Source organism: Paraburkholderia sp. RL18-101-BIB-B (genome assembly GCF_046026985.1).
Lineage (GTDB): Bacteria > Pseudomonadota > Gammaproteobacteria > Burkholderiales > Burkholderiaceae > Paraburkholderia.
In genome coordinates, this window is record NZ_JARESV010000024.1 from 24,771 (window position 1) to 43,606 (window position 18,836).

The 18,836-nt window shown below is 63.6% G+C and carries 15 protein-coding genes and 1 other RNA gene; 10 read left to right on the top strand and 6 right to left on the bottom strand.

Features of this window, described 5'->3' with window-relative positions:
• Positions 1 to 25 precede the first annotated feature (25 nt).
• The gene (gyrA, locus tag P0D73_RS28115) at positions 26 to 2,662 is read right to left on the bottom strand and encodes a DNA gyrase subunit A (protein WP_408248358.1); all 2,637 of its coding nucleotides are present in this window, start codon (positions 2,660 to 2,662) and stop codon (positions 26 to 28) included.
• Between the two features lie 486 nt (positions 2,663 to 3,148).
• On the opposite strand from gyrA, the gene ompA reads away from it, so the two are divergent.
• The 5 genes from ompA (at position 3,149) to P0D73_RS28140 (ending at position 6,545) form a co-directional block, all read left to right on the top strand.
• On the top strand, positions 3,149 to 3,796 hold the full coding sequence (gene ompA / locus P0D73_RS28120; RefSeq protein WP_028200089.1) for an outer membrane protein OmpA: 648 nt from the start codon (positions 3,149 to 3,151) through the stop codon (positions 3,794 to 3,796).
• Positions 3,797 to 3,987: 191 nt separating this feature from the next.
• Positions 3,988 to 4,686 carry a bifunctional 2-polyprenyl-6-hydroxyphenol methylase/3-demethylubiquinol 3-O-methyltransferase UbiG gene (gene ubiG / locus P0D73_RS28125; protein ID WP_132373502.1) on the top strand — a complete coding sequence of 233 codons (699 nt, stop codon included), beginning with the start codon at positions 3,988 to 3,990 and terminating at the stop codon, positions 4,684 to 4,686.
• A gap of 31 nt (positions 4,687 to 4,717) precedes the next feature.
• Entirely contained in the window at positions 4,718 to 5,431 is a 714-nt protein-coding gene (gph, locus tag P0D73_RS28130) for a phosphoglycolate phosphatase (RefSeq protein ID WP_132373501.1), read from the top strand.
• Between the two features lie 109 nt (positions 5,432 to 5,540).
• Positions 5,541 to 5,910, top strand: a transfer-messenger RNA (tmRNA) gene (gene ssrA, locus P0D73_RS28135).
• Between the two features lie 275 nt (positions 5,911 to 6,185).
• Positions 6,186 to 6,545 carry a COG4315 family predicted lipoprotein gene (locus P0D73_RS28140; protein ID WP_132373500.1) on the top strand — a complete coding sequence of 120 codons (360 nt, stop codon included), beginning with the start codon at positions 6,186 to 6,188 and terminating at the stop codon, positions 6,543 to 6,545.
• A 101-nt stretch (positions 6,546 to 6,646) separates the two neighbouring features.
• Here the strand turns inward: P0D73_RS28140 and P0D73_RS28145 are convergent, their stop codons facing one another.
• Positions 6,647 to 6,913 (bottom strand): hypothetical protein, encoded by a 267-nt coding sequence (locus P0D73_RS28145; protein ID WP_408290182.1) that lies wholly within the window; start codon positions 6,911 to 6,913, stop codon positions 6,647 to 6,649.
• Positions 6,914 to 7,021: 108 nt separating this feature from the next.
• Positions 7,022 to 8,101 carry a substrate-binding domain-containing protein gene (locus P0D73_RS28150; protein ID WP_408290184.1) on the bottom strand — a complete coding sequence of 360 codons (1,080 nt, stop codon included), beginning with the start codon at positions 8,099 to 8,101 and terminating at the stop codon, positions 7,022 to 7,024.
• A gap of 134 nt (positions 8,102 to 8,235) precedes the next feature.
• Here P0D73_RS28150 and P0D73_RS28155 point away from each other — a divergent pair, with 134 nt between their 5' ends.
• The 4 genes from P0D73_RS28155 to P0D73_RS28170 are packed head-to-tail and all read left to right on the top strand — an operon-like array spanning position 8,236 to position 13,501.
• On the top strand, positions 8,236 to 8,721 hold the full coding sequence (locus P0D73_RS28155; protein WP_408290186.1) for an NAD(P)H-dependent oxidoreductase subunit E: 486 nt from the start codon (positions 8,236 to 8,238) through the stop codon (positions 8,719 to 8,721).
• On the top strand, positions 8,718 to 10,280 hold the full coding sequence (locus tag P0D73_RS28160; protein ID WP_408180590.1) for a formate dehydrogenase beta subunit: 1,563 nt from the start codon (positions 8,718 to 8,720) through the stop codon (positions 10,278 to 10,280). The genes P0D73_RS28155 and P0D73_RS28160 overlap by 4 nt, the downstream gene beginning before the upstream one ends.
• 15 nt (positions 10,281 to 10,295) lie before the next feature.
• Positions 10,296 to 13,241: a formate dehydrogenase subunit alpha gene (gene fdhF, locus P0D73_RS28165; protein ID WP_408180589.1), complete on the top strand. Its 2,946-nt coding sequence runs from the start codon at positions 10,296 to 10,298 to the stop codon at positions 13,239 to 13,241.
• 8 nt (positions 13,242 to 13,249) lie between these two features.
• Positions 13,250 to 13,501, top strand: a complete 252-nt coding sequence (locus P0D73_RS28170) for a formate dehydrogenase subunit delta (protein ID WP_408180588.1) — start codon at positions 13,250 to 13,252, stop codon at positions 13,499 to 13,501.
• 50 nt (positions 13,502 to 13,551) lie between these two features.
• On the opposite strand, the gene P0D73_RS28175 is transcribed toward P0D73_RS28170, so the two are convergent.
• From P0D73_RS28175 to P0D73_RS28185, 3 genes are all read right to left on the bottom strand, one after another.
• Positions 13,552 to 15,276, bottom strand: coding sequence for an FAD-dependent monooxygenase (locus tag P0D73_RS28175; RefSeq protein ID WP_408180587.1), 1,725 nt, complete (start codon positions 15,274 to 15,276; stop codon positions 13,552 to 13,554).
• A 147-nt stretch (positions 15,277 to 15,423) separates the two neighbouring features.
• A complete protein-coding gene (locus tag P0D73_RS28180; protein ID WP_408317158.1) occupies positions 15,424 to 16,422 on the bottom strand; it encodes a cation diffusion facilitator family transporter in 999 nt (332 codons plus the stop codon).
• Positions 16,419 to 16,820 carry an ArsR/SmtB family transcription factor gene (locus P0D73_RS28185; protein ID WP_408317156.1) on the bottom strand — a complete coding sequence of 134 codons (402 nt, stop codon included), beginning with the start codon at positions 16,818 to 16,820 and terminating at the stop codon, positions 16,419 to 16,421. The genes P0D73_RS28180 and P0D73_RS28185 overlap by 4 nt, the downstream gene beginning before the upstream one ends.
• 104 nt (positions 16,821 to 16,924) lie before the next feature.
• Between P0D73_RS28185 and P0D73_RS28190 the strand changes: the two genes are divergently transcribed.
• On the top strand, positions 16,925 to 18,772 hold the full coding sequence (locus tag P0D73_RS28190) for a tetratricopeptide repeat protein (RefSeq protein ID WP_132373492.1): 1,848 nt from the start codon (positions 16,925 to 16,927) through the stop codon (positions 18,770 to 18,772).
• Positions 18,773 to 18,836: the final 64 nt, after the last annotated feature.

An 18,836-nucleotide genomic window follows, 5' to 3' on the forward strand; every position in this document is an offset into this window, starting at 1 on the left:
TGAGACTGTAAGACGCTGACGCAAATCAGGCCGCACCGCCCTCTTCGCCCCCGTTGTCACCTTCTGCGGGACCTTCGGCGTCGCCTTCAGCATCAGCTTCTGCTTCCGCCTCAGCAACCTGTTGCAGACCTGAAAGCTTGGTCCCTTCGTCAAGGCTGATGAGTGTAACACCTTGGGTTGCGCGTCCCATTTCACGGATTTCCGACACCCGCGTACGGATCAGCACGCCAGTATTGGTGATCAGCATGATCTGCGCTTCCTGATCCACCAGCGTGGCGGCGACGACCTTGCCGTTACGTTCCGACGTCTGGATCGCGATCATGCCCTTCGTACCGCGACCGTGACGGGTGTACTCGGTGATCGGCGTGCGCTTGCCAAAACCGTTCTCGGTTGCGGTGAGCACCGACTCCTGCTCGTCGCCGGCCACTAGCAGCGCGATCACGTTTTGCCCGTCTTCGAGCTGCATGCCGCGCACACCGCGCGCTTCACGGCCCATCGGACGCACGTCGTTCTCGTCGAAGCGAACCGCCTTGCCCGAATCCGAGAACAGCATGACGTCGTGCTGGCCATCAGTAATGGCGGCGCCGATCAGGTAGTCGCCCTCATCCAGACCGACCGCAATAATACCCTTGCGCAACACACGGCCAAAGGCTTCCAGCGGCGTCTTTTTTACGGTTCCTAACGCGGTGCCCATAAAGACGAATTTGTCAGCCGAAAATTCCTTCACCGGCAAGACAACCGTAATCTTCTCGCCGTCCTGAAGCGGGAAGATATTCACGATCGGACGGCCGCGCGAGTTCCGCGAACCTTGCGGCACTTCGTAAACCTTCACGCTGTAGACGCGACCGCGATTCGAGAAGCACAGAATGTGATCGTGCGTGTTCGCGATGAACAGCGTGTCGATCCAGTCGTCTTCCTTCATTGCCGTGGCCTGCTTGCCGCGGCCACCCCGCTTCTGCGCACTATATTCGGACAGCGGCTGCGATTTCACGTAGCCGGCGTGCGACATGGTCACGACCATCTCTTGCGGCGTGATCAGATCTTCGGTGTTCAGTTCGGTGGCGTTCAGCTCGATCTTCGAGCGGCGCGCGTCGCCGAATTCGGCTTTGATCGAGGTCAGTTCGCCGACGATGATCGCCGTAATGCGTTCCGGCCGAGCCAGAATGTCCAGCAGGTCGGCGATTTGCGCCATGACTTCGCGGTACTCGCCGATGATCTTGTCCTGCTCCAGGCCAGTCAGTCGCTGCAGACGCATCTGCAGAATTTCCTGAGCCTGGGTGTCGGACAGACGGTAGAGGCCGTCAGTCTGCATACCGAACGACGGATTCAGCCCGTCAGGACGGTAGGCTTCACGGCCACCCGCCGAGGCATTTTCCGTCTCAGCGCGCGCCAACATTTCGCGCACCAACGACGAATCCCACGGACGCGCCATCAATTCCTGCTTGGCGATCGGCGGAGTCGGCGCGGCTTTGATGATCGCGATGAACTCGTCGATGTTGGCGAGCGCGACCGCCAGACCTTCGAGCACGTGGCCGCGTTCGCGCGCCTTGCGCAGTTCGTATACAGTGCGCCGCGTCAGCACTTCCCGGCGATGCGACAGGAAGCACGACAGCATTTCCTTCAGGTTCAGCAGCTTCGGCTGGCCGTCGACCAGCGCGACCATGTTCATGCCGAAGGTGTCCTGAAGCTGGGTCGCCTTATACAGATTGTTGAGAACGACTTCCGGCACTTCGCCGCGCTTGAGCTCGATCACGACGCGCATGCCGCTCTTGTCGGACTCATCGCGGATGTCGGAAATGCCTTCGAGCTTCTTCTCGTTGACCAGTTCGGCGATGCGCTCCAGAAGTGAGCGCTTGTTCACCTGGTACGGCAATTCGTCGACGATGATCGCCATGCGCTGGCCGCGATCGATTTCCTCGAAGTGCGTGAGCGCGCGCATCACCACGCGGCCACGGCCGGTGCGGTAGCCGTCGCGCACGCCGGCCACGCCGTAGATGATGCCGGCGGTCGGGAAGTCGGGCGCCGGAATGATCTCGATCAGTTCGTCGATCGTAGCTTCCGGGTTCTTGAGCAGATGCTGGCAGGCGTCGACAACCTCGTTGAGGTTGTGCGGCGGAATGTTGGTCGCCATGCCGACCGCGATGCCGGACGAGCCATTGATCAGCAGATTGGGAATGCGCGCCGGCAGGATGGCCGGTTCGTTTTCACTGCCGTCGTAGTTCGGCGTGAAGTCGACCGTTTCCTTGTCGATGTCGGCCAGCAGTTCGTGGCCGATCTTCGCCATGCGGATTTCGGTGTACCGCATTGCCGCGGCATTGTCGCCGTCGACCGAACCGAAGTTGCCCTGACCGTCCACCAGCATGTAGCGCAGCGAAAAGTCTTGCGCCATCCGGACGATGGTGTCGTAAACAGCCGTGTCGCCGTGCGGGTGGTACTTACCGATGACGTCGCCGACAATACGCGCCGACTTCTTGTACGCCCGGTTCCAGTCGTTGTTCAGTTCGTGCATCGCGTACAGCACGCGCCGGTGCACCGGCTTCAGGCCATCGCGAACATCGGGAAGCGCACGCCCTACGATCACGCTCATCGCGTAATCGAGATACGAACGGCGCATTTCCTCCTCTAGGGAGATTGGCAGAGTCTCTTTGGCGAATTGATCCATTATCCGTATCTTTTACGTGCCAAGACGACGGCTTAACTTCACTTCGCCGCGCCTTCGCGTAAGCATTGCAGGCGCAACGCATCACGCGATTCTAACATGCCGCGAATCCGCTCCCGACGAACCTACGTATACCTATTAGTGGAACGCACGCGAAGCGTTCCTGGGCGCCCATTTTTGAGCCGGGTCAGGCTCGATTCGTGCGTGGGGCAATTCGCCGCTCAGCCATGACTGGCGGAGCCTCCAGGGAATTGCTTTTGTTGCGCATGCACCACAATTGGAGGGCGATTCGATCGGGGGCAGATTTTTTTATCGTTGGAAGGGAACGATATGGCAAAATGCCAACGCACAAAGAGTTAGACACTGCTCGAAGTCTACACAGCACGTTTTTTGTTCTACACCGATGTTATACTTCGAGCAATGTATGACTTGTCTTCGTCAACAGGCTCGCAGTAAACCTGCGGTAATCTCAATTTCGAGAGGAGAAATATGAATAAACTTTCAAAGCTCGCGTTCATTGCAGCTACCGCGGTTATGGCTGCATCCGCCATGGCACAGTCGGTGCCGGCGTCGCGACAAGCTACGAACGACAACTGGGTGAATGGTACCGGCGAATACGTGTGGATGAACGGCACGAACGAGCTGTGCTGGCGCGATGCATTCTGGACGCCGGCAACGGCCAACGCAAAGTGCGATGGCGCTCTGGTTGCTCAAGCTCCGACTCCGCCGGCTCCGGTCGCACCTGCACCGGCTATTACGAGCCAGAAGATTACGTATCAAGCTGACGCACTGTTCGACTTTGACAAGGCAATCCTGAAGCCGGCTGGCAAGGAAAAGCTGGACGATCTGGCATCGAAGATCGGCGCGCTGAACCTGGAAGTCGTCGTTGCAACGGGTTACACGGACCGTATCGGTTCGGACAAGTACAACGACCGTCTGTCGTTGCGCCGTGCTCAAGCTGTGAAGGCATACCTGGTCAGCAAGGGCATCGAATCCAACCGTATCTATACGGAAGGCAAGGGCAAGCGCAACCCGGTCACGACCGGTTGCAACCAGAAGAACCACAAGCAACTCATCGCCTGCCTCGCACCGGATCGTCGCGTGGAAGTCGAAGTTGTCGGTACTTCGAAGCAGTAAGCAACAAATTACCGCAGTATCAAAGCCCCGCTTCGGCGGGGCTTTTTTTATGTCCGACCACGGCGTGATGCCGCGCGCCTCCACCAGCCGGACCTCGAGCGGGGGCATTTTGCCGCTCCGTCCCTCGACCTATATACTCAGGGTTTATCCTCGAGCGCCCGCTCACCGCTCTCTTCGAGGCAGCTTCCGCCATGACCAACGCCGATCCCCACGAACTGCAGAAATTTAGCGACCTTGCGCATCGTTGGTGGGACCCGAACGCCGAATTCAAGCCGTTACACGAGCTCAATCCGATTCGCCTGAACTGGATCGACACGCACGCGCATCTCGCGGGCAAGACCGTGCTGGATATCGGCTGCGGTGGCGGCATTCTGTCCGAGTCGATGGCTAGCCTGGGTGCGCACGTGAAGGGCATTGACTTGTCGACCCAGGCTTTGGGCGTAGCCGATCTTCACAGCCTTGAAAGTGGTGTAACAGTCGATTACGAAGAAATCGCCGCCGAGGCGCTCGCTGCCCGCGAGCCGGGCACGTACGACGTCGTGACCTGCATGGAAATGCTGGAGCACGTGCCGCGGCCTGCCGCCATAGTCGAGGCGTGCAAGACGCTGGTGAAACCCGGCGGCTGGGTGTTCTTTTCCACGCTGAACCGCAACGTGAAGTCGTACCTGTTCGCCGTGATCGGCGCCGAATACATCGCGCGAATGCTGCCCAAGGGCACGCACGACTACGCGCGCTTCATTCGCCCGTCGGAATTGGCGAGCTTCGTGCGCGCCGCCGAATTGCGCACGGCCGATATCAAAGGCATCGTCTATAACCCGCTCAGCAAGCATTTCACGCTGTCCGCCGACACGAGCGTGAACTACATGCTCGCCTGCCGACGCGACGTCTGATCCGCCCCGACCTGCCGGACCTATCGAATCAATGAGCGATCCCACGCCCCTGCCCCAACGCGAAGACAACGAAGACGCACTCGGTCTTTGCCAAGCCGTCCTGTTCGACCTCGACGGCACGCTAGCCGACACGGCGCCCGACCTCGCGGCCGCCGTCAACAAGATGCGCCACGATCGCGGGCTGGAGATGGTGCCGCTCGAAGATCTGCGCCCGCTTGCGTCCGCGGGCGCGCGCGGGCTGATCGGCGGTGCGTTCGGGATCGGCCCCGATAGTCACGAGTTCGCGTCGATGCGCGAGGAGTTCCTCGCCAACTATGAAGCGGACCTGTGCATCGAGACCACGCTGTTCCCCGGCATTCAGGAAATACTCGACGAACTCGACGCACGCGGCGTGCGCTGGGGCATCGTCACGAACAAGGTCGCGCGGCTCACCGAGCCGCTGGTCGCGCAGCTCGGCCTCGAAGAGCGCGCCGGTTGTGTCGTGAGCGGCGACACGACGCCGCATTCCAAACCGCATCCGGCGCCGTTGCTGCACGCCGCGCGCGAGCTGGACGTGGTGCCGGAGCGCATCGTCTACGTCGGCGACGATCTGCGCGACGTGCAGGCGGGTTTCGCCGCCGGCATGAAGACGGTCGCGGCGGCGTACGGCTACTGCGGCAACGATATTCCGCCGACCCAATGGCACGCCCAACACGTCGTCCAATCGCCGGCTGAATTGCACAGGCTGCTGCGCGACCTCGGCTGAAACGCGGGCGGCGGGCAAAAGCAAAGCCGGCAGCGCCGATCAGTCAGGACGTGGCCGTCAATCTATTGTAAAATTGATGCTTGGCTCAGAAACTTGAGCAACGAACCGCGGGGGCGACCTGGTTTCGACAGGGGTTGCGAAGCGGCTAGGGCATGTCGAGGACCCGTCACCTCGTTAATCAATGGGAAAAACGTAACTGCAAACGACGATACGTTCGCACTGGCAGCCTAAGGGCCGCCGTCCTCTGCCTAGTTCACTGACGGGCTAGTGTCGCAAGACCGGTAGCAATACCGACAGAGGTCATATACGTCAGTTAAGCCTTGGCGGTGTCACGACGTCCGGGTCGAAAACCTAGTGAATCGCCGTAGTGCAGCGTGTTCGTCCGCGTCGCTACGGTTAAATCAAATGACAGAACTAAACATGTAGAACTGGTCGTAGAGTGCTTCTGGACGCGGGTTCGATTCCCGCCGCCTCCACCAGAACACGTTTTACGCTGCACCATCAAGTCTCCCCGGAAACCCGTAAGCGGCCTGCTGCTTGCGGGTTTTTTCTTATTCCCCGCGTCCTTCCCGCTGCGCTCTTTCCCGCACTATCCTTTTCTTATCTCATCCCCTGGCTGTTCCCTGACGGACCCTAACCCGATCCTCTCGCGAAGCAGTGATTGGAATAAAGGCATCCGCTCAGTCGTTTGATCCTCACGCGCACGCACGTTGTGCCTCGCGTGAGACCAACACTAAAACTAGGAGCCGACATCATGCGCAAGACTCTCTTCTGCCTCGCCCTCCTCGCACTGCAACAAAGCGCTTTCGCCGAAGCACCGAAAATCGTCGACGGGCGCTTCGTCACTGCAGACGGCATGACGCTCTATACCTTCGACAAGGACACCACACCCGGCGTGAGCGCCTGCACCGGCGGCTGCATGAACTATTGGCCCGCGGCCACGGCTAGTGCGTCGGACAAACCGTCCGGCGACTGGACCTTGATCAATGGCGCGGACGGCAAGCAGCAATGGGCGTACAAGGGCCACCCGCTGTATCGCTACGCAGCGGACAAGCAGGCGGGAGACATGAAGGGAGAAGGCTTCAAGGACATGTGGCATACGGCCAAGCCTTAAGCGCCACGCGCAAGGCAACAACGCCAAGCTGAACCTGAGAGCCAAAAGGAAGACGCCGGCAGAACGCCGGCGTCGCACCCACAACGGACCCGTGCGTCCGCTTATTCGTCTTTAGGGCACTGCAGATTGCAGCCATTCGGATCGCCCATATCGCCTCGCTTGCGCATGGCCGATTTTTTGCCGGTCTGGTATTTGTCCGTGGGCGCCGACGCCGCAAACGGCATTTGCGGATGCTCGGCAAGACGGAACTGATCTTGCAGAATGCCGCCCGGAACACCCGGCGAATTCTGTGCGAGAGCAATTGACGCGGTGGCGAGGAGCACACCAGCGGTCGCAACGGCAGCACATGCGTGAAGAATGACTTTCATATCGATCGGCGCGACGTAACGCGCGGTTAAGACGGAAGCGGAAGCTTAGAGAGTATCCCAAACGGACGCCATACGCAGCGCCAAACACAGCCTGATGTTTACCGCGGCTTACGCCACCGCTTCGCCCAAGCCCTCCTCCAGATCGACCACCTTGCCGCAGTCCTGCGGGTCATAGCCTTCGAGCTGATCGACGTTATGGCGAAACGCGTCGCCGCGTAGCAATTCGAGCACCGTCGCGAGCGGCGCACGTTCGAGGCGCGCGCGGTCACAGGCAAAGTAATAGTCTTCGTCGACGACCGGAACGAAGTCCAGACCGAAGTGATGCGCCGCGGGCTCCACGCCGAAACCCACATCCGCCATACCGCTCGCGACGAACGCCGCAATCGCCGAATGCGTGAGTTCGGCCGACGCATATCCATTGACCCGATCTGGATCGACTCCGACTTTCCGTAGCGCGAGATCGAGCAACATGCGCGTGCCGGAGCCCGGCTGTCGATTCACGAAGCGGATATCGTCGCGTGCGAGATCGCCGAGGCCGGCGATTCCCTTCGGATTGCCCTTGCCGAGAAAGAGTCCTTGCTTGCGTCGCGTGAGATGCACGAGCACGTGACGCTGCGGATCGAGCCAGCGCCGATACGCATCCGCGCACGCCGCGCGAAACTCGCCGAGCGGCAAATGGAAGCCGGCCAGATCGCATTCGCCGCGCGCGAGCGCGCTGACGGCGTCCGCGCTGTCGCGATACTTGATGTCGACCGGCAGATCGTTGGCGACCAACGCCGTCACGAGCGCGGCCACCGCATAGCCGTGCGACGCGAAGATGCGCACGTCGTCGGCGGGCGGTGCCAGCCAGCGGTTCAGATCGCTCGCCACTTCGCTGGCGAGTGCCTGCATGTTGCCGTCGAGCCGCTCGCCGCACAGACGCTGCGCACGCAATACCGCTTGCCCGAGTTCGGAGAGCACCGAGCCGCGGCCACGCTCCTTCGCGATCAGCGGACCGCCCAAACGCTCTTCGATGCTGCGCAGTAAACCCCACGCGTGACGGTAGGACAAACCCTTAAGCGTCGCCGCCTGCGCGATGCTGCCGGATTCATCCACCAGCGCGAGCAGCGGCACCACGTCCGACAGGCTTGCCTCGCGGCCGTCCGGACCCTTCACCACCAGCTGTGCCTGACACTCGATTCTGATCATATATGTTGAACTCTTTCCTATTGCATCGGCTGAATCGCCCGCCTATTGTTCGGCTATCCCATACTGAATAAACGAAGCATAAGTGCACGCATTATGAATAACAAGTGCATATATGACTTTGGAGGAGCCCCCACTTGGACGATTCCATCGCCATCGCGCCGGATCAACTCGTACAGCGTCACGCGCGGCCGGGCGTGTCGTTGCTAGCGGTCTTGCACGCGATTCAGGACGAAGTCGGTTACGTGCCGCCCGCCGCGGTCGCACCGCTAGCGCGTGCCATGAACCTGTCGCGCGCGGAAGTGCACGGCGTCATCACCTATTACCACCACTTCCGCACGCAACCGGCCGCGCCCGTCACGGTGCAACTGTGCCGCGCGGAAGCCTGCCGCAGCATGGGCACCGAAGCACTCGCGCAGCATATCGAGGCGCACACCGGCTGCCGCTTCGACGGCGAACACCAGCACGGCGCGACAGTCGAACTAGAATCGGTGTATTGCCTCGGCCAATGTGCGCTGTCGCCGGCGCTGATGCTCAACGGCACCTTGCACGCCCGAGTCACGCCGCAAAAGTTCGACGCGATCTTCGCGGCCGCCAGCAAGTGCGTGGAGGTGACGGCATGACGCGCATCTACGTTCCCCGTGATTCGTCGGCTTTGGCGCTCGGCGCTGACGCGCTCGCTCAGGCGATCGAAGCCGAAGCCGCACGCCGCGGCCTCGAAGTCGAACTGGTTCGCAACGGTTCGCGCGGCCTGCTGTGGCTCGAACCGCTGGTCGAGGTTCAGACGCCTGAAGGCCGCATCGGCTACGCGAACATCGAAGCCGGCGACGTCGCCGCGTTGTTCGACGCCGGCTTCGTCGAAGGCGGCGCGCATGCACGGCGCGTCGGCGTGGTCGACGACATTCCGTATCTGAAGAAGCAGCAGCGCCTGACCTTCGCGCGCATCGGCATCACGGATCCGCTTTCCATCGACGATTACGTCGCCCACGGCGGCCTCGAAGGCTTGCGCAAGGCTTTGCAAACCGACGGCGACGCCGCCTGTGAAGCCTTGATCGAATCCGGCCTGCGCGGACGTGGCGGCGCGGCCTTTCCGGCCGGCATCAAATGGCGCACGGTGCGCGGCGCCAAGGCGGCGCAGAAATACATCGTCTGCAACGCGGACGAAGGCGATTCCGGCACCTTCTCCGATCGCCTCGTGATGGAAAGCGATCCGTACGTGCTGATCGAGGGGATGATCATCGCGGGCATCGTGACGGGCGCGACGGTCGGCCATATCTATGTGCGCAGCGAGTATCCGCATTCGATCGCAACGCTCGAAGCGGCGATCGCGAAAGCACGCGCCGCCGGCTGGCTCGGCGACAGCGTGCTCTCGACAACGCATCGCTTCGAACTGTTCGTCGCCAAAGGCGCCGGCGCCTATGTGTGCGGCGAGGAAACGGCGCTGCTCGAATCGCTCGAAGGCAAGCGCGGCATCGTGCGCGCCAAGCCGCCAGTGCCGGCGCTCGTCGGCCTGTACGGCCAGCCGACCGTGATCAATAACGTCATCACGCTCGCCACGGTGCCGATCATCTTCGCGCGCGGCGCGGCGTTCTACAAAGACTTCGGCATGGGCCGCTCGCGCGGCACGCTGCCGTTCCAGCTCGCGGGCAATGTGAAGCAAGGCGGCCTGGTCGAACTCGCGTTCGGCGTCACGCTGCGCGAATTGCTCTACGACTACGGCGGCGGCACGGCGAGCGGCCGGCCGGCGCGCGCGGTGCAAGTGGGCGGCCCGCTCGGCACGTATCTGCCGGAAAGCCAGTGGGACATCCCGATGGACTACGAGGCGTACGCGGCAGTCGGCGCGGTGGTAGGCCACGGCGGCCTCGTCGTGCATGACGACACCTCGAATCTCGCCGAACTCGCGCAGTACGCCATGCACTTTTGCGCGCTCGAATCGTGCGGCAAATGCACGCCGTGCCGGATCGGCTCGACGCGCGGCGTCGAAGTGATCGGCCGGATTCGCAACGGCGATACGTCCACACGCCAGGTGCAGTTGCTGCGTGATCTTTGCGACACGATGGTGTCCGGTTCGCTCTGCGCGATGGGCGGCATGACGCCGTTCCCGGTGCTGTCCGCGCTCGATCATTTCCCCGAAGACTTCGGTCTCGCCAACGTGTCTCATCACGCGCCGAAAGCGGCCTGACCCAGGAGCCAAACCATGTCCGACCTGCTCAACTCCCCTGCCGGCGGCTGCGGCTCAGGCAACTGCGCATGCAAGTCGCAGGCGCAGCAGCGCGCCACCCGATCGTTTTTCGACGACACCGATTTCGGCACGCCCGCGCGGCATGCCGATGTCGACGTCACGCTGGAAATCGACGGCCAATCCGTCACTGTTCCGGCCGGCACCTCGGTGATGCGCGCCGCCGTCGAAGCGGGCGTCAACGTGCCGAAGCTTTGCGCGACCGATTCGCTGGAACCGTTCGGCTCGTGCCGTTTGTGTCTCGTGGAAATCGAAGGCAAGCGCGGCTATCCCGCCTCGTGCACGACGCCGGTCGAAGCCGGCATGAAGGTCCGCACGCAAACGGATCGTCTGCAGTCGCTGCGCCGCAATGTGATGGAGTTGTACATCTCCGATCACCCGCTCGACTGTCTCACCTGCCCCGCCAATGGCGACTGCGAACTGCAGGACATGGCGGGCGTCACGGGCTTGCGCGAAGTGCGCTACGGCTTTGACGGCGCGAATCACCTGAAGGACAAGAAAGACGAGTCGAACCCGTACTTCACCTACGACCCGTCGAAGTGCATCGTCTGCAATCGCTGCGTGCGCGCGTGCGAAGAAACGCAAGGCACCTTCGCGCTGACCATCACCGGGCGCGGTTTCGAATCGCGCGTGGCGGCCAGCGAAAACGTGCCGTTCATGGAATCGGAATGCGTGTCGTGCGGCGCGTGTGTGGCCGCGTGCCCGACCGCGACCTTGCAGGAAAAGACCGTCATCATGCTCGGCCAGGCCGAGCATTCGGTCGTCACAACGTGCGCGTATTGCGGTGTCGGCTGCTCGTTCAAGGCGGAGATGAAGGGCAACGAGGTCGTGCGCATGGTGCCGCACAAGAACGGCCAGGCCAATGAAGGCCACGCCTGCGTGAAGGGCCGCTTTGCCTGGGGCTACGCGACGCACAAGGACCGCATCACCAAGCCGATGATCCGCGCGAAGATCACCGATCCGTGGCGCGAAGTCAGCTGGGAAGAAGCGCTCACGTATGCGGCGTCGGAATTCCGCCGCATTCAGGCGAAACACGGCCGCGATTCGATCGGCGGCATCACGTCGTCGCGTTGCACGAACGAAGAAACGTATCTGGTGCAAAAGCTCGTGCGCGCCGCGTTCGGCAACAACAACGTCGACACCTGCGCGCGTGTTTGCCACTCGCCGACCGGCTATGGATTGAAGACCACGCTCGGCGAATCGGCGGGCACGCAGACTTTTGCGTCCGTGGATAAAGCCGACGTGATCATGGTGATCGGCGCGAATCCGACCGACGGCCACCCGGTGTTCGGCTCGCGCCTGAAGCGCCGCGTGCGTGAAGGCGCGAAGCTGATCGTCGTGGATCCGCGCCGCATCGATATCGTCGACACGCCGCACGTGAAGGCCTCGCATCATCTGCAATTGCTGCCCGGCACGAACGTGGCCGTCGTGAACGCGCTGGCGCATGTGATCGTCACGGAAGGCCTCGTCAACGAAGCGTTCGTCGCCGAGCGCTGCGAAACCCGCGCGTTCGAGCAATGGCGCGATTTCGTCGCGCTGCCCGAGAACGCGCCGGAGGCGACCGAAGCAGTGACAGGCGTGCCGGCTCAATTCGTGCGCGAAGCCGCCCGCATCTATGCGACCGGCGGCAACGCCGCAATCTACTACGGTCTCGGCGTCACCGAACACGCGCAAGGCTCGACGATGGTGATGGGCATCGCCAACCTCGCGATGGCGACGGGCAACATCGGCCGCGAAGGCGTGGGCGTGAATCCGCTGCGCGGCCAGAACAACGTGCAGGGTTCGTGCGACATGGGCTCGTTCCCGCACGAACTGCCGGGCTATCGCCACATCAGCGACACGGTCACGCGCACGCTGTTCGAAGAAGCCTGGAATGTCACGCTGCAACCGGAGCCGGGCCTGCGCATTCCGAACATGTTCGACGCCGCCGTGCATGGCACCTTCAAGGGTCTGTACTGCCAGGGCGAAGACATCGTGCAGTCGGATCCGAATACGCATCACGTGTCGGCCGCGCTGTCGTCGATGGAATGCATCGTCGTGCAGGACATTTTCCTGAACGAGACCGCCAAGTATGCGCACGTGCTGCTGCCCGGTTCGTCGTTCCTCGAAAAGGACGGCACGTTCACCAACGCGGAGCGCCGCATCTCGCGCGTGCGCAAGGTCATGCCGCCGGTGCCGGGTTACGCCGACTGGGAAGTCACGGTGCTGCTCGCACGCGCGCTCGGCTATGAAATGGACTACACGCATCCGTCGCAGATCATGGACGAGATCGCGCGTCTCACGCCGACCTTCCACGGCGTCTCGTACAAGAAGCTCGACGAGCTGGGCAGCATCCAGTGGCCGTGCAACGAAGAGGCGCCGGACGGCACGCCGACCATGCACATCGACACGTTCGTGCGCGGCAAGGGCAAGTTCGTGATTACGAAGTTCATCGCGACGCCCGAGAAAGTCACGCGCAAATTCCCGATGCTGCTCACCACGGGCCGCATCCTGTCGCAATACAACGTGGGCGCGCAAACGCGCCGCACGGAGAATTCGCGCTGGCACGACGAAGACCGGCTGGAAATTCATCCGCACGATGCCGAAGAGCGCGGCATCAAGACCGACGACTGGGTCGGCATCGAATCGCGCGCGGGGCAAACCGTGTTGCGCGCGAAGGTGACCGAGCGCATGCAGCCGGGCGTCGTCTATACGACGTTCCACTTCCCCGAATCGGGCGCGAACGTGATCACCACCGATAGCTCGGATTGGGCGACCAACTGTCCGGAGTACAAAGTGACCGCGGTGCAGGTGATGCCGGTCGAACAGCCGTCGCAATGGCAGAAAGACTATTCGCGTTTCAACACCGAACAGCTCGATCTGCTGAAGCAGCGCGAGCTGGCCAACGCGACATCGGGCAAGTGAGGTCAGGCATGGACAATCAGAACCTGATCGACATGGCCAATCGGATCGGCGATTTTTTCGATTCGATGCCCGACCGCGAGGAAGCGCTCGCCGGCATTGCCGACCATATCCGCCGTTTCTGGGAGCCACGCATGCGGCGCGCGTTGCTGGCGGCGCTCGATGAGCCGGATGCGAGCGGTATTGAGATGTCGGGCATCGTCGAGGAAGCGCTCATCAAACATCGCGAGCAGCTGACACCGGCCGCGCCTACGACGGTGTGAGCGGGGGCAGCGCTCACGCGCTTGCGCAATCGATACTCGGGCGGCCCGCGTCACAGGGCCGCCTGCTCCGGTATCTCGCCACTTACCGTGAACCAGGCTTCGCAATGCCGCAACAGGCCGTGCAGATCGGAGCCGGTGCGTCCGCGCGCGCTGATATAGCCGTCGGGCCGCACCAGATAGAACGACGGCCGCGTGCGGCCATACGATTCGGAGAGCGCCGGGCCGCCATCGCCGGTGGTATCCGTGATGCGCCAGATGCGCACCGCACCCGGCAGCAATCGCTCGACTTCCGCCGCCACGCGTTCCATTTCCGCGTCCGGCGGCGGCGCATGCTTCGCCGCGGGATCGAGCGGCTTTTCGTCGACGGGCAGCGGCGGCACGAGCAGGAATAGCGAGAAGAACGCCGGATCGTGCAGATCGAAAATGCAGCCGACGCCGGGCGCGCGGCCAAGCGGTCCGTCCACCACATGCACCAGCGCGTCGGGCGCACGTTCGCCGGCACGCGGTCCGCCGTCGAGCACACGTTCGAGCGTCAGCGGACTGCGCCGGTACTGGATCGACAGTTCGCTGATAGTGGCGCGTGCGGCGTCGCGCAGTGGACCCAGCGCGGCGAGGACCGGCATCACGCGTTCGCGCAGCAGCTTGAGCGGTCCGTGATCGGCCTCGGCCATATGCGTGATGAAGCCGGTCTGCCGCAGCACGTCACGTTCGATCGGATGACGTTCAAGGTAATAGGTATCGAGCAGGCGATCGGGCGCCGCGCTCTTCAAGACCCGCGCCAGCTTCCAGCCGAGGTTGAACGCTTCCTGAATGCCGGTGTTCATACCTTGTGCGCCGGCCGGGCTGTGCACATGCGCGGCGTCGCCTGCAAGAAAAATTCGGCCGACACGCAACCGGTCCACCATGCGGTTATTCACATGGAAATACGAGGACCACGCCAGATCCGACACGTCGACCCGCTCGCGCACGCGCCTCGCGATCAGCGCCTTGCACTCCTCGAGCGACGGCGCCGGCACCTTGTTCAGCGGCGGTTCGCCCAGCACGGCGGGCGTCGCGGACGGCGCGACGGCGGCAGGCTCGACGGCATGATCCGCGATCAGACGATGCCGGCCGTGGCCCATCGGAAACAGCGCCACCAGTCCTTCGCCTGACGCGAAGATGTGAAACTCGTCTTCGGGCCAATCGGTTTCGGCGTGCAGATCGGCGAGCAGGAAAGTCTGCTCGAAGGTCTTGCCTTCGAAGCTCAGACCCAGCCGGTGACGGATCGTGCTGTGCGCACCGTCCGCGGCGATCACGTACGACGGACGCATCGTCTCCGTGTGGCCGTCCGCGCGGCGCAACGTCGCCTGAATGCTGGCGGAGCCTTGCGCGAACATCGTCAGCTCGACACCGCGCTCGACCGTTACGCCGAGCGTCGCGAGATGTTCCGTCAGCAACCGCTCCGTCACGGACTGGTCGAGAAACAGCAGATACGGATAGCGCGTGTGAAGCGGATCGAAATCGAGTTGCGCGAGACGCATGCCGTTCGAAAACAGATTGGCAATGCGCGCGCGATGGCCGAGTTCGAGAAACGGTTCGACCAGCCGATGCTGCTCGAGCAACTCGAGCGTGCGCGCCTGGATGCCGATGGCCCGCGAATACGGGTTCGGTTGCATGGCTTTGTCGATCAGACGCACGGGGATGTGGGCACGCGCCAGACTCATCGCCGCGGCGAGCCCCGTGGGCCCCGCCCCGACGATCAGCACCGGCGGCACATCGTTTGCGGCAGCGTCCATGCGGAACTCCGGAAACAACAATGCGTTCTAGTGTACGCCCGGAGGAAGTCGCCTTGGAACGCCGCCAGCAATGGGCTGACGGTGCGCTGCATCAATCACGCGATTGGCCTGGGCTCGCTGTGAACTTGCTGCGCGTGCCAGTTTGCCTCAACGCGCGTGCGGCGCATGATCCATTGCGCACCGGTGCTGCGTGGTGCCAAGGTCGACTTGCAGCGTCGCGTGCTGCATCGAAAAGCGTTCGCGCAGCATGACGACGATGCCGTCTAGCGACTCGTCGCCGGGGTGGCCGGCCGGCATCACCAGATGCGCGCTGAGCGCATTGCCGGTGGTCGACAGGGCCCACACGTGCAGATCATGCACATCGACGACGCCGGGCTGCCCCGCCAGATAGTCGCGGATGCTTTGCAGATCGACGCCGGGCGGCACGGCGTCGAGCGCGAGGCGCACCGAATCGCGTAACAGCCCCCACGTGCCGACCACCACGACCGCCACCACCAGCAGGCTCATCACCGGGTCGAGCCACGTCCAGTTGGTGTAGAGAATCACGAGGCCGCTCACCGCAACCGCCGCCGAGATGCCGGCATCCGCCGCCATATGCAGGAAGGCACCGCGAATGTTCAGGTCTTCTTTCTGCCCGCGCATGAAGAGCCACGCGGAAATCCCGTTGACCACCACGCCGACCGTCGCGACGACGAACACCGCGAGCCCTGCCACCGGCGCCGGATTCATCAGCCGCCCGATGGCTTCGGCGACGATCACGCCGCACGCGAACAGCAACAGCCCCGCATTGACGAGCGAGGCGAGGATCGACGAGCTGCCATAACCGAACGTGTAGCGCGCCGACGGACGACGCGTGGCGAGCCAGGCGGCGCCCCAGGCGAGCAGCAGGCCGAGGACGTCGGAGAGGTTGTGGCCGGCGTCGGCGAGCAGCGCGGTGGAATGGGCGAGCACGCCGTAGACGGCTTGGGCCACCACGATGGCGATGTTCAACACGACGGCGAGCGCGAACGCGCGGCCGTGGCCCGCGACGGGGGCGTGGGCGTGGTGGTGGCCGGCGTGGCCGTGACTATGACTGTGGGTGTGACCGTGGGCATGTGCATGGCCGACGTGGCCATGCCCTTCGTGGTCGTGCTCGTTTTTCTTCATGACGCGTCCAGAGATTCATCGCCGGCCGGTTCGGCCACGTGTTCGAGCATGCCCGCCAGCATCGCGCTGATATGGCGGTCGGCGGCGACGTAGAAGACCTGCTTGCCCTGCCGCTCCGCGCGCACGATCCGCGCCGCGCGAAGCAGCCGCAAGTGATGGCTCACCAGCGACGGCGACAAACCCAGCGCCTGGGCAATCGCCCCGACAGCGCGCCGCTCGTCCAGGCACGCCAGCACGATGCGTAGGCGCGTCGGGTCGCCGAGCAGGCGAAACAGGTCGGCCAGCGGCACGATCGTGTCGACCGAGCGATCGTCAAAGCTGGCAAACGAAGTGGTGGAAGTGGCGGACGCGAGTGAAGAAGCCATGACAGGTGGCGTTGCGGCAGTACATATGAACATGTATTCATATGTTATAGATATTGAGACAACCGGTCAAATCGGAGTGCGGTCCGGCGAGTGTGGGAAAATGCGGCCTCTGCCTCACCCGAATGCCATCCCCCGTCATGCAACCTGTATTTGACCGCGCTTTCGCGGCGCATCGTGACGGCCGCCTCGACGACGCCGAACGCGGCTACCGCGCGACGCTCGACGGCAATCCCGCGCACGTCGATGCGTTGCACCTGCTGGGCGTCCTGCGCCACCAGCAGGGCCAGCACGCCGAAGCCGCCGAGCTCGTGCGGCGCGCGGTGAACCTGCGCCCGGAAGACGCCGCGCTGCAACTGAACCTGGGCAACGCGCTGAAGGCGCTGGGCCAGATCGACGGCGCCATCGAACAGTTCCGCAATGCGCTGACACTCGCGCCATCGTTTCCGATGGCGCACTACAACCTGGGCAATGCATACGCCGCCGCGGGCCGTCATGAAGACGCCGCCGACGCGTTCGAAAAGTCGTTGCGCCTGCAACCGAACGACGCTTCGTCGCATAACAACCTCGGCAACGCGCTGCACGCGCTCGGACGCCACACGGAAGCCATCGCCGCGTTCCGGCGCACGCTCGAATTGCGTCCCGGTCATGCCGGCGCGCTCAATAACATGGGCATGTCGCTGAACGCGCTCGGTCGCGCGGAAGAGGCGGTGCCGTGTTTCGAGACGGCGTTGGCGGCCGAGCCGCGCTTCGTCGCCGCGCACTTCAATCTCGCCAACACGTTCGACGCCACCGGCCGCCATGCCGACGCGGTTGCATCGTTCAGGGCGGCGCTGGCCTTGCAGCCGAACCTGCCGCCAGCCATCTTCGGCATGGGTAACGCGCTCGCGGCAATGGGACGCCACGCCGAGGCGCTGCCGTATCTCGAACGCGCCGTCGGTCTCGATCCGCAATTCGCGCTCGCGTGGCTGAGTCTGGGCACCGCGCACCAGGCCCTGGGTGCGCATAGCCCGGCCGTGCGCGCTTTCGATCAGGCGCTGCGTCTGCGCCCCGAGCTCGCCTCCGCGCACCTGAACCGCGCGCTCGCGTGGCTCGCGTTGCGCGACTTCCCACGCGGGCTGCCGGAGTACGAATGGCGTCTGCAAACCATGGCACAGCCGGTGATCCAGACGCTGCCGCGCTGGCACGGCGAGCCGATCGCGCAACGTACGCTGCTGGTCCATGCCGAACAAGGTTTCGGCGACACGCTGCAATTCGTGCGCTTCGTCCCCCTCGTCGCGCAGCGCGCGGCGCGCGTCGTGCTCGAAGTGCAGCCGCAGCTGCTGCCCTTGCTGACCCCTGCCGCGCAAGCCTGGCGCGTGACGCTGATCGCCCAGGGCGCGCCGCGCCCCGCCGCCGATCTGCAATGCCCGCTGCTGAGCCTGCCGCTCGCACTCGGCACGACCTTCGACACCATTCCGGAGCGCACGCCCTACCTCAGCGTGCCGAGCGCCTATGGCCGCAAATGGCGCGGCTCGCTCGGCGGCCAGGCGAAGCGCAAGATCGGCATTGCGTGGTCGGGACGCATCCAGCAAAACGAAACGCGTTCGATGCCGCTCGCCGCGCTCGATCCGCTGTTCGCACTCGAAGGCATCGACTGGATCGTGCTGCAGCCCGCCTTGAGCGCCGACGAACGCGCGGCGCTCGACGCGCATCCGCGCGCGGCGTCGATTCATCGCTTCGACAAGCGGATCGGCGACTTCGCGGACACGGCGGCGATCATCGAACGGCTCGATGCGGTGGTGTCGATCGATACGTCCATCGCGCACCTGGCCGGCGCGCTGCGCAAGCCGCTCTGGCTGATGCTGCCGTTCGCCGCGGACTGGCGCTGGTTTGCCGGCGAGACACGCAGCCCGTGGTATCCGGGCGCGTCGCTGGTGCGTCAACCGCAACCCGGCGCGTGGGGCGACGTCGTCGAGGCCGTGGCGAACGAATTGCGCAACGGTTAGCGCAAACGCCGCTCGGCGAAATCAGCCGTCACCCCGCCGCCGTGCCAAAAAACAAAAACCCCGC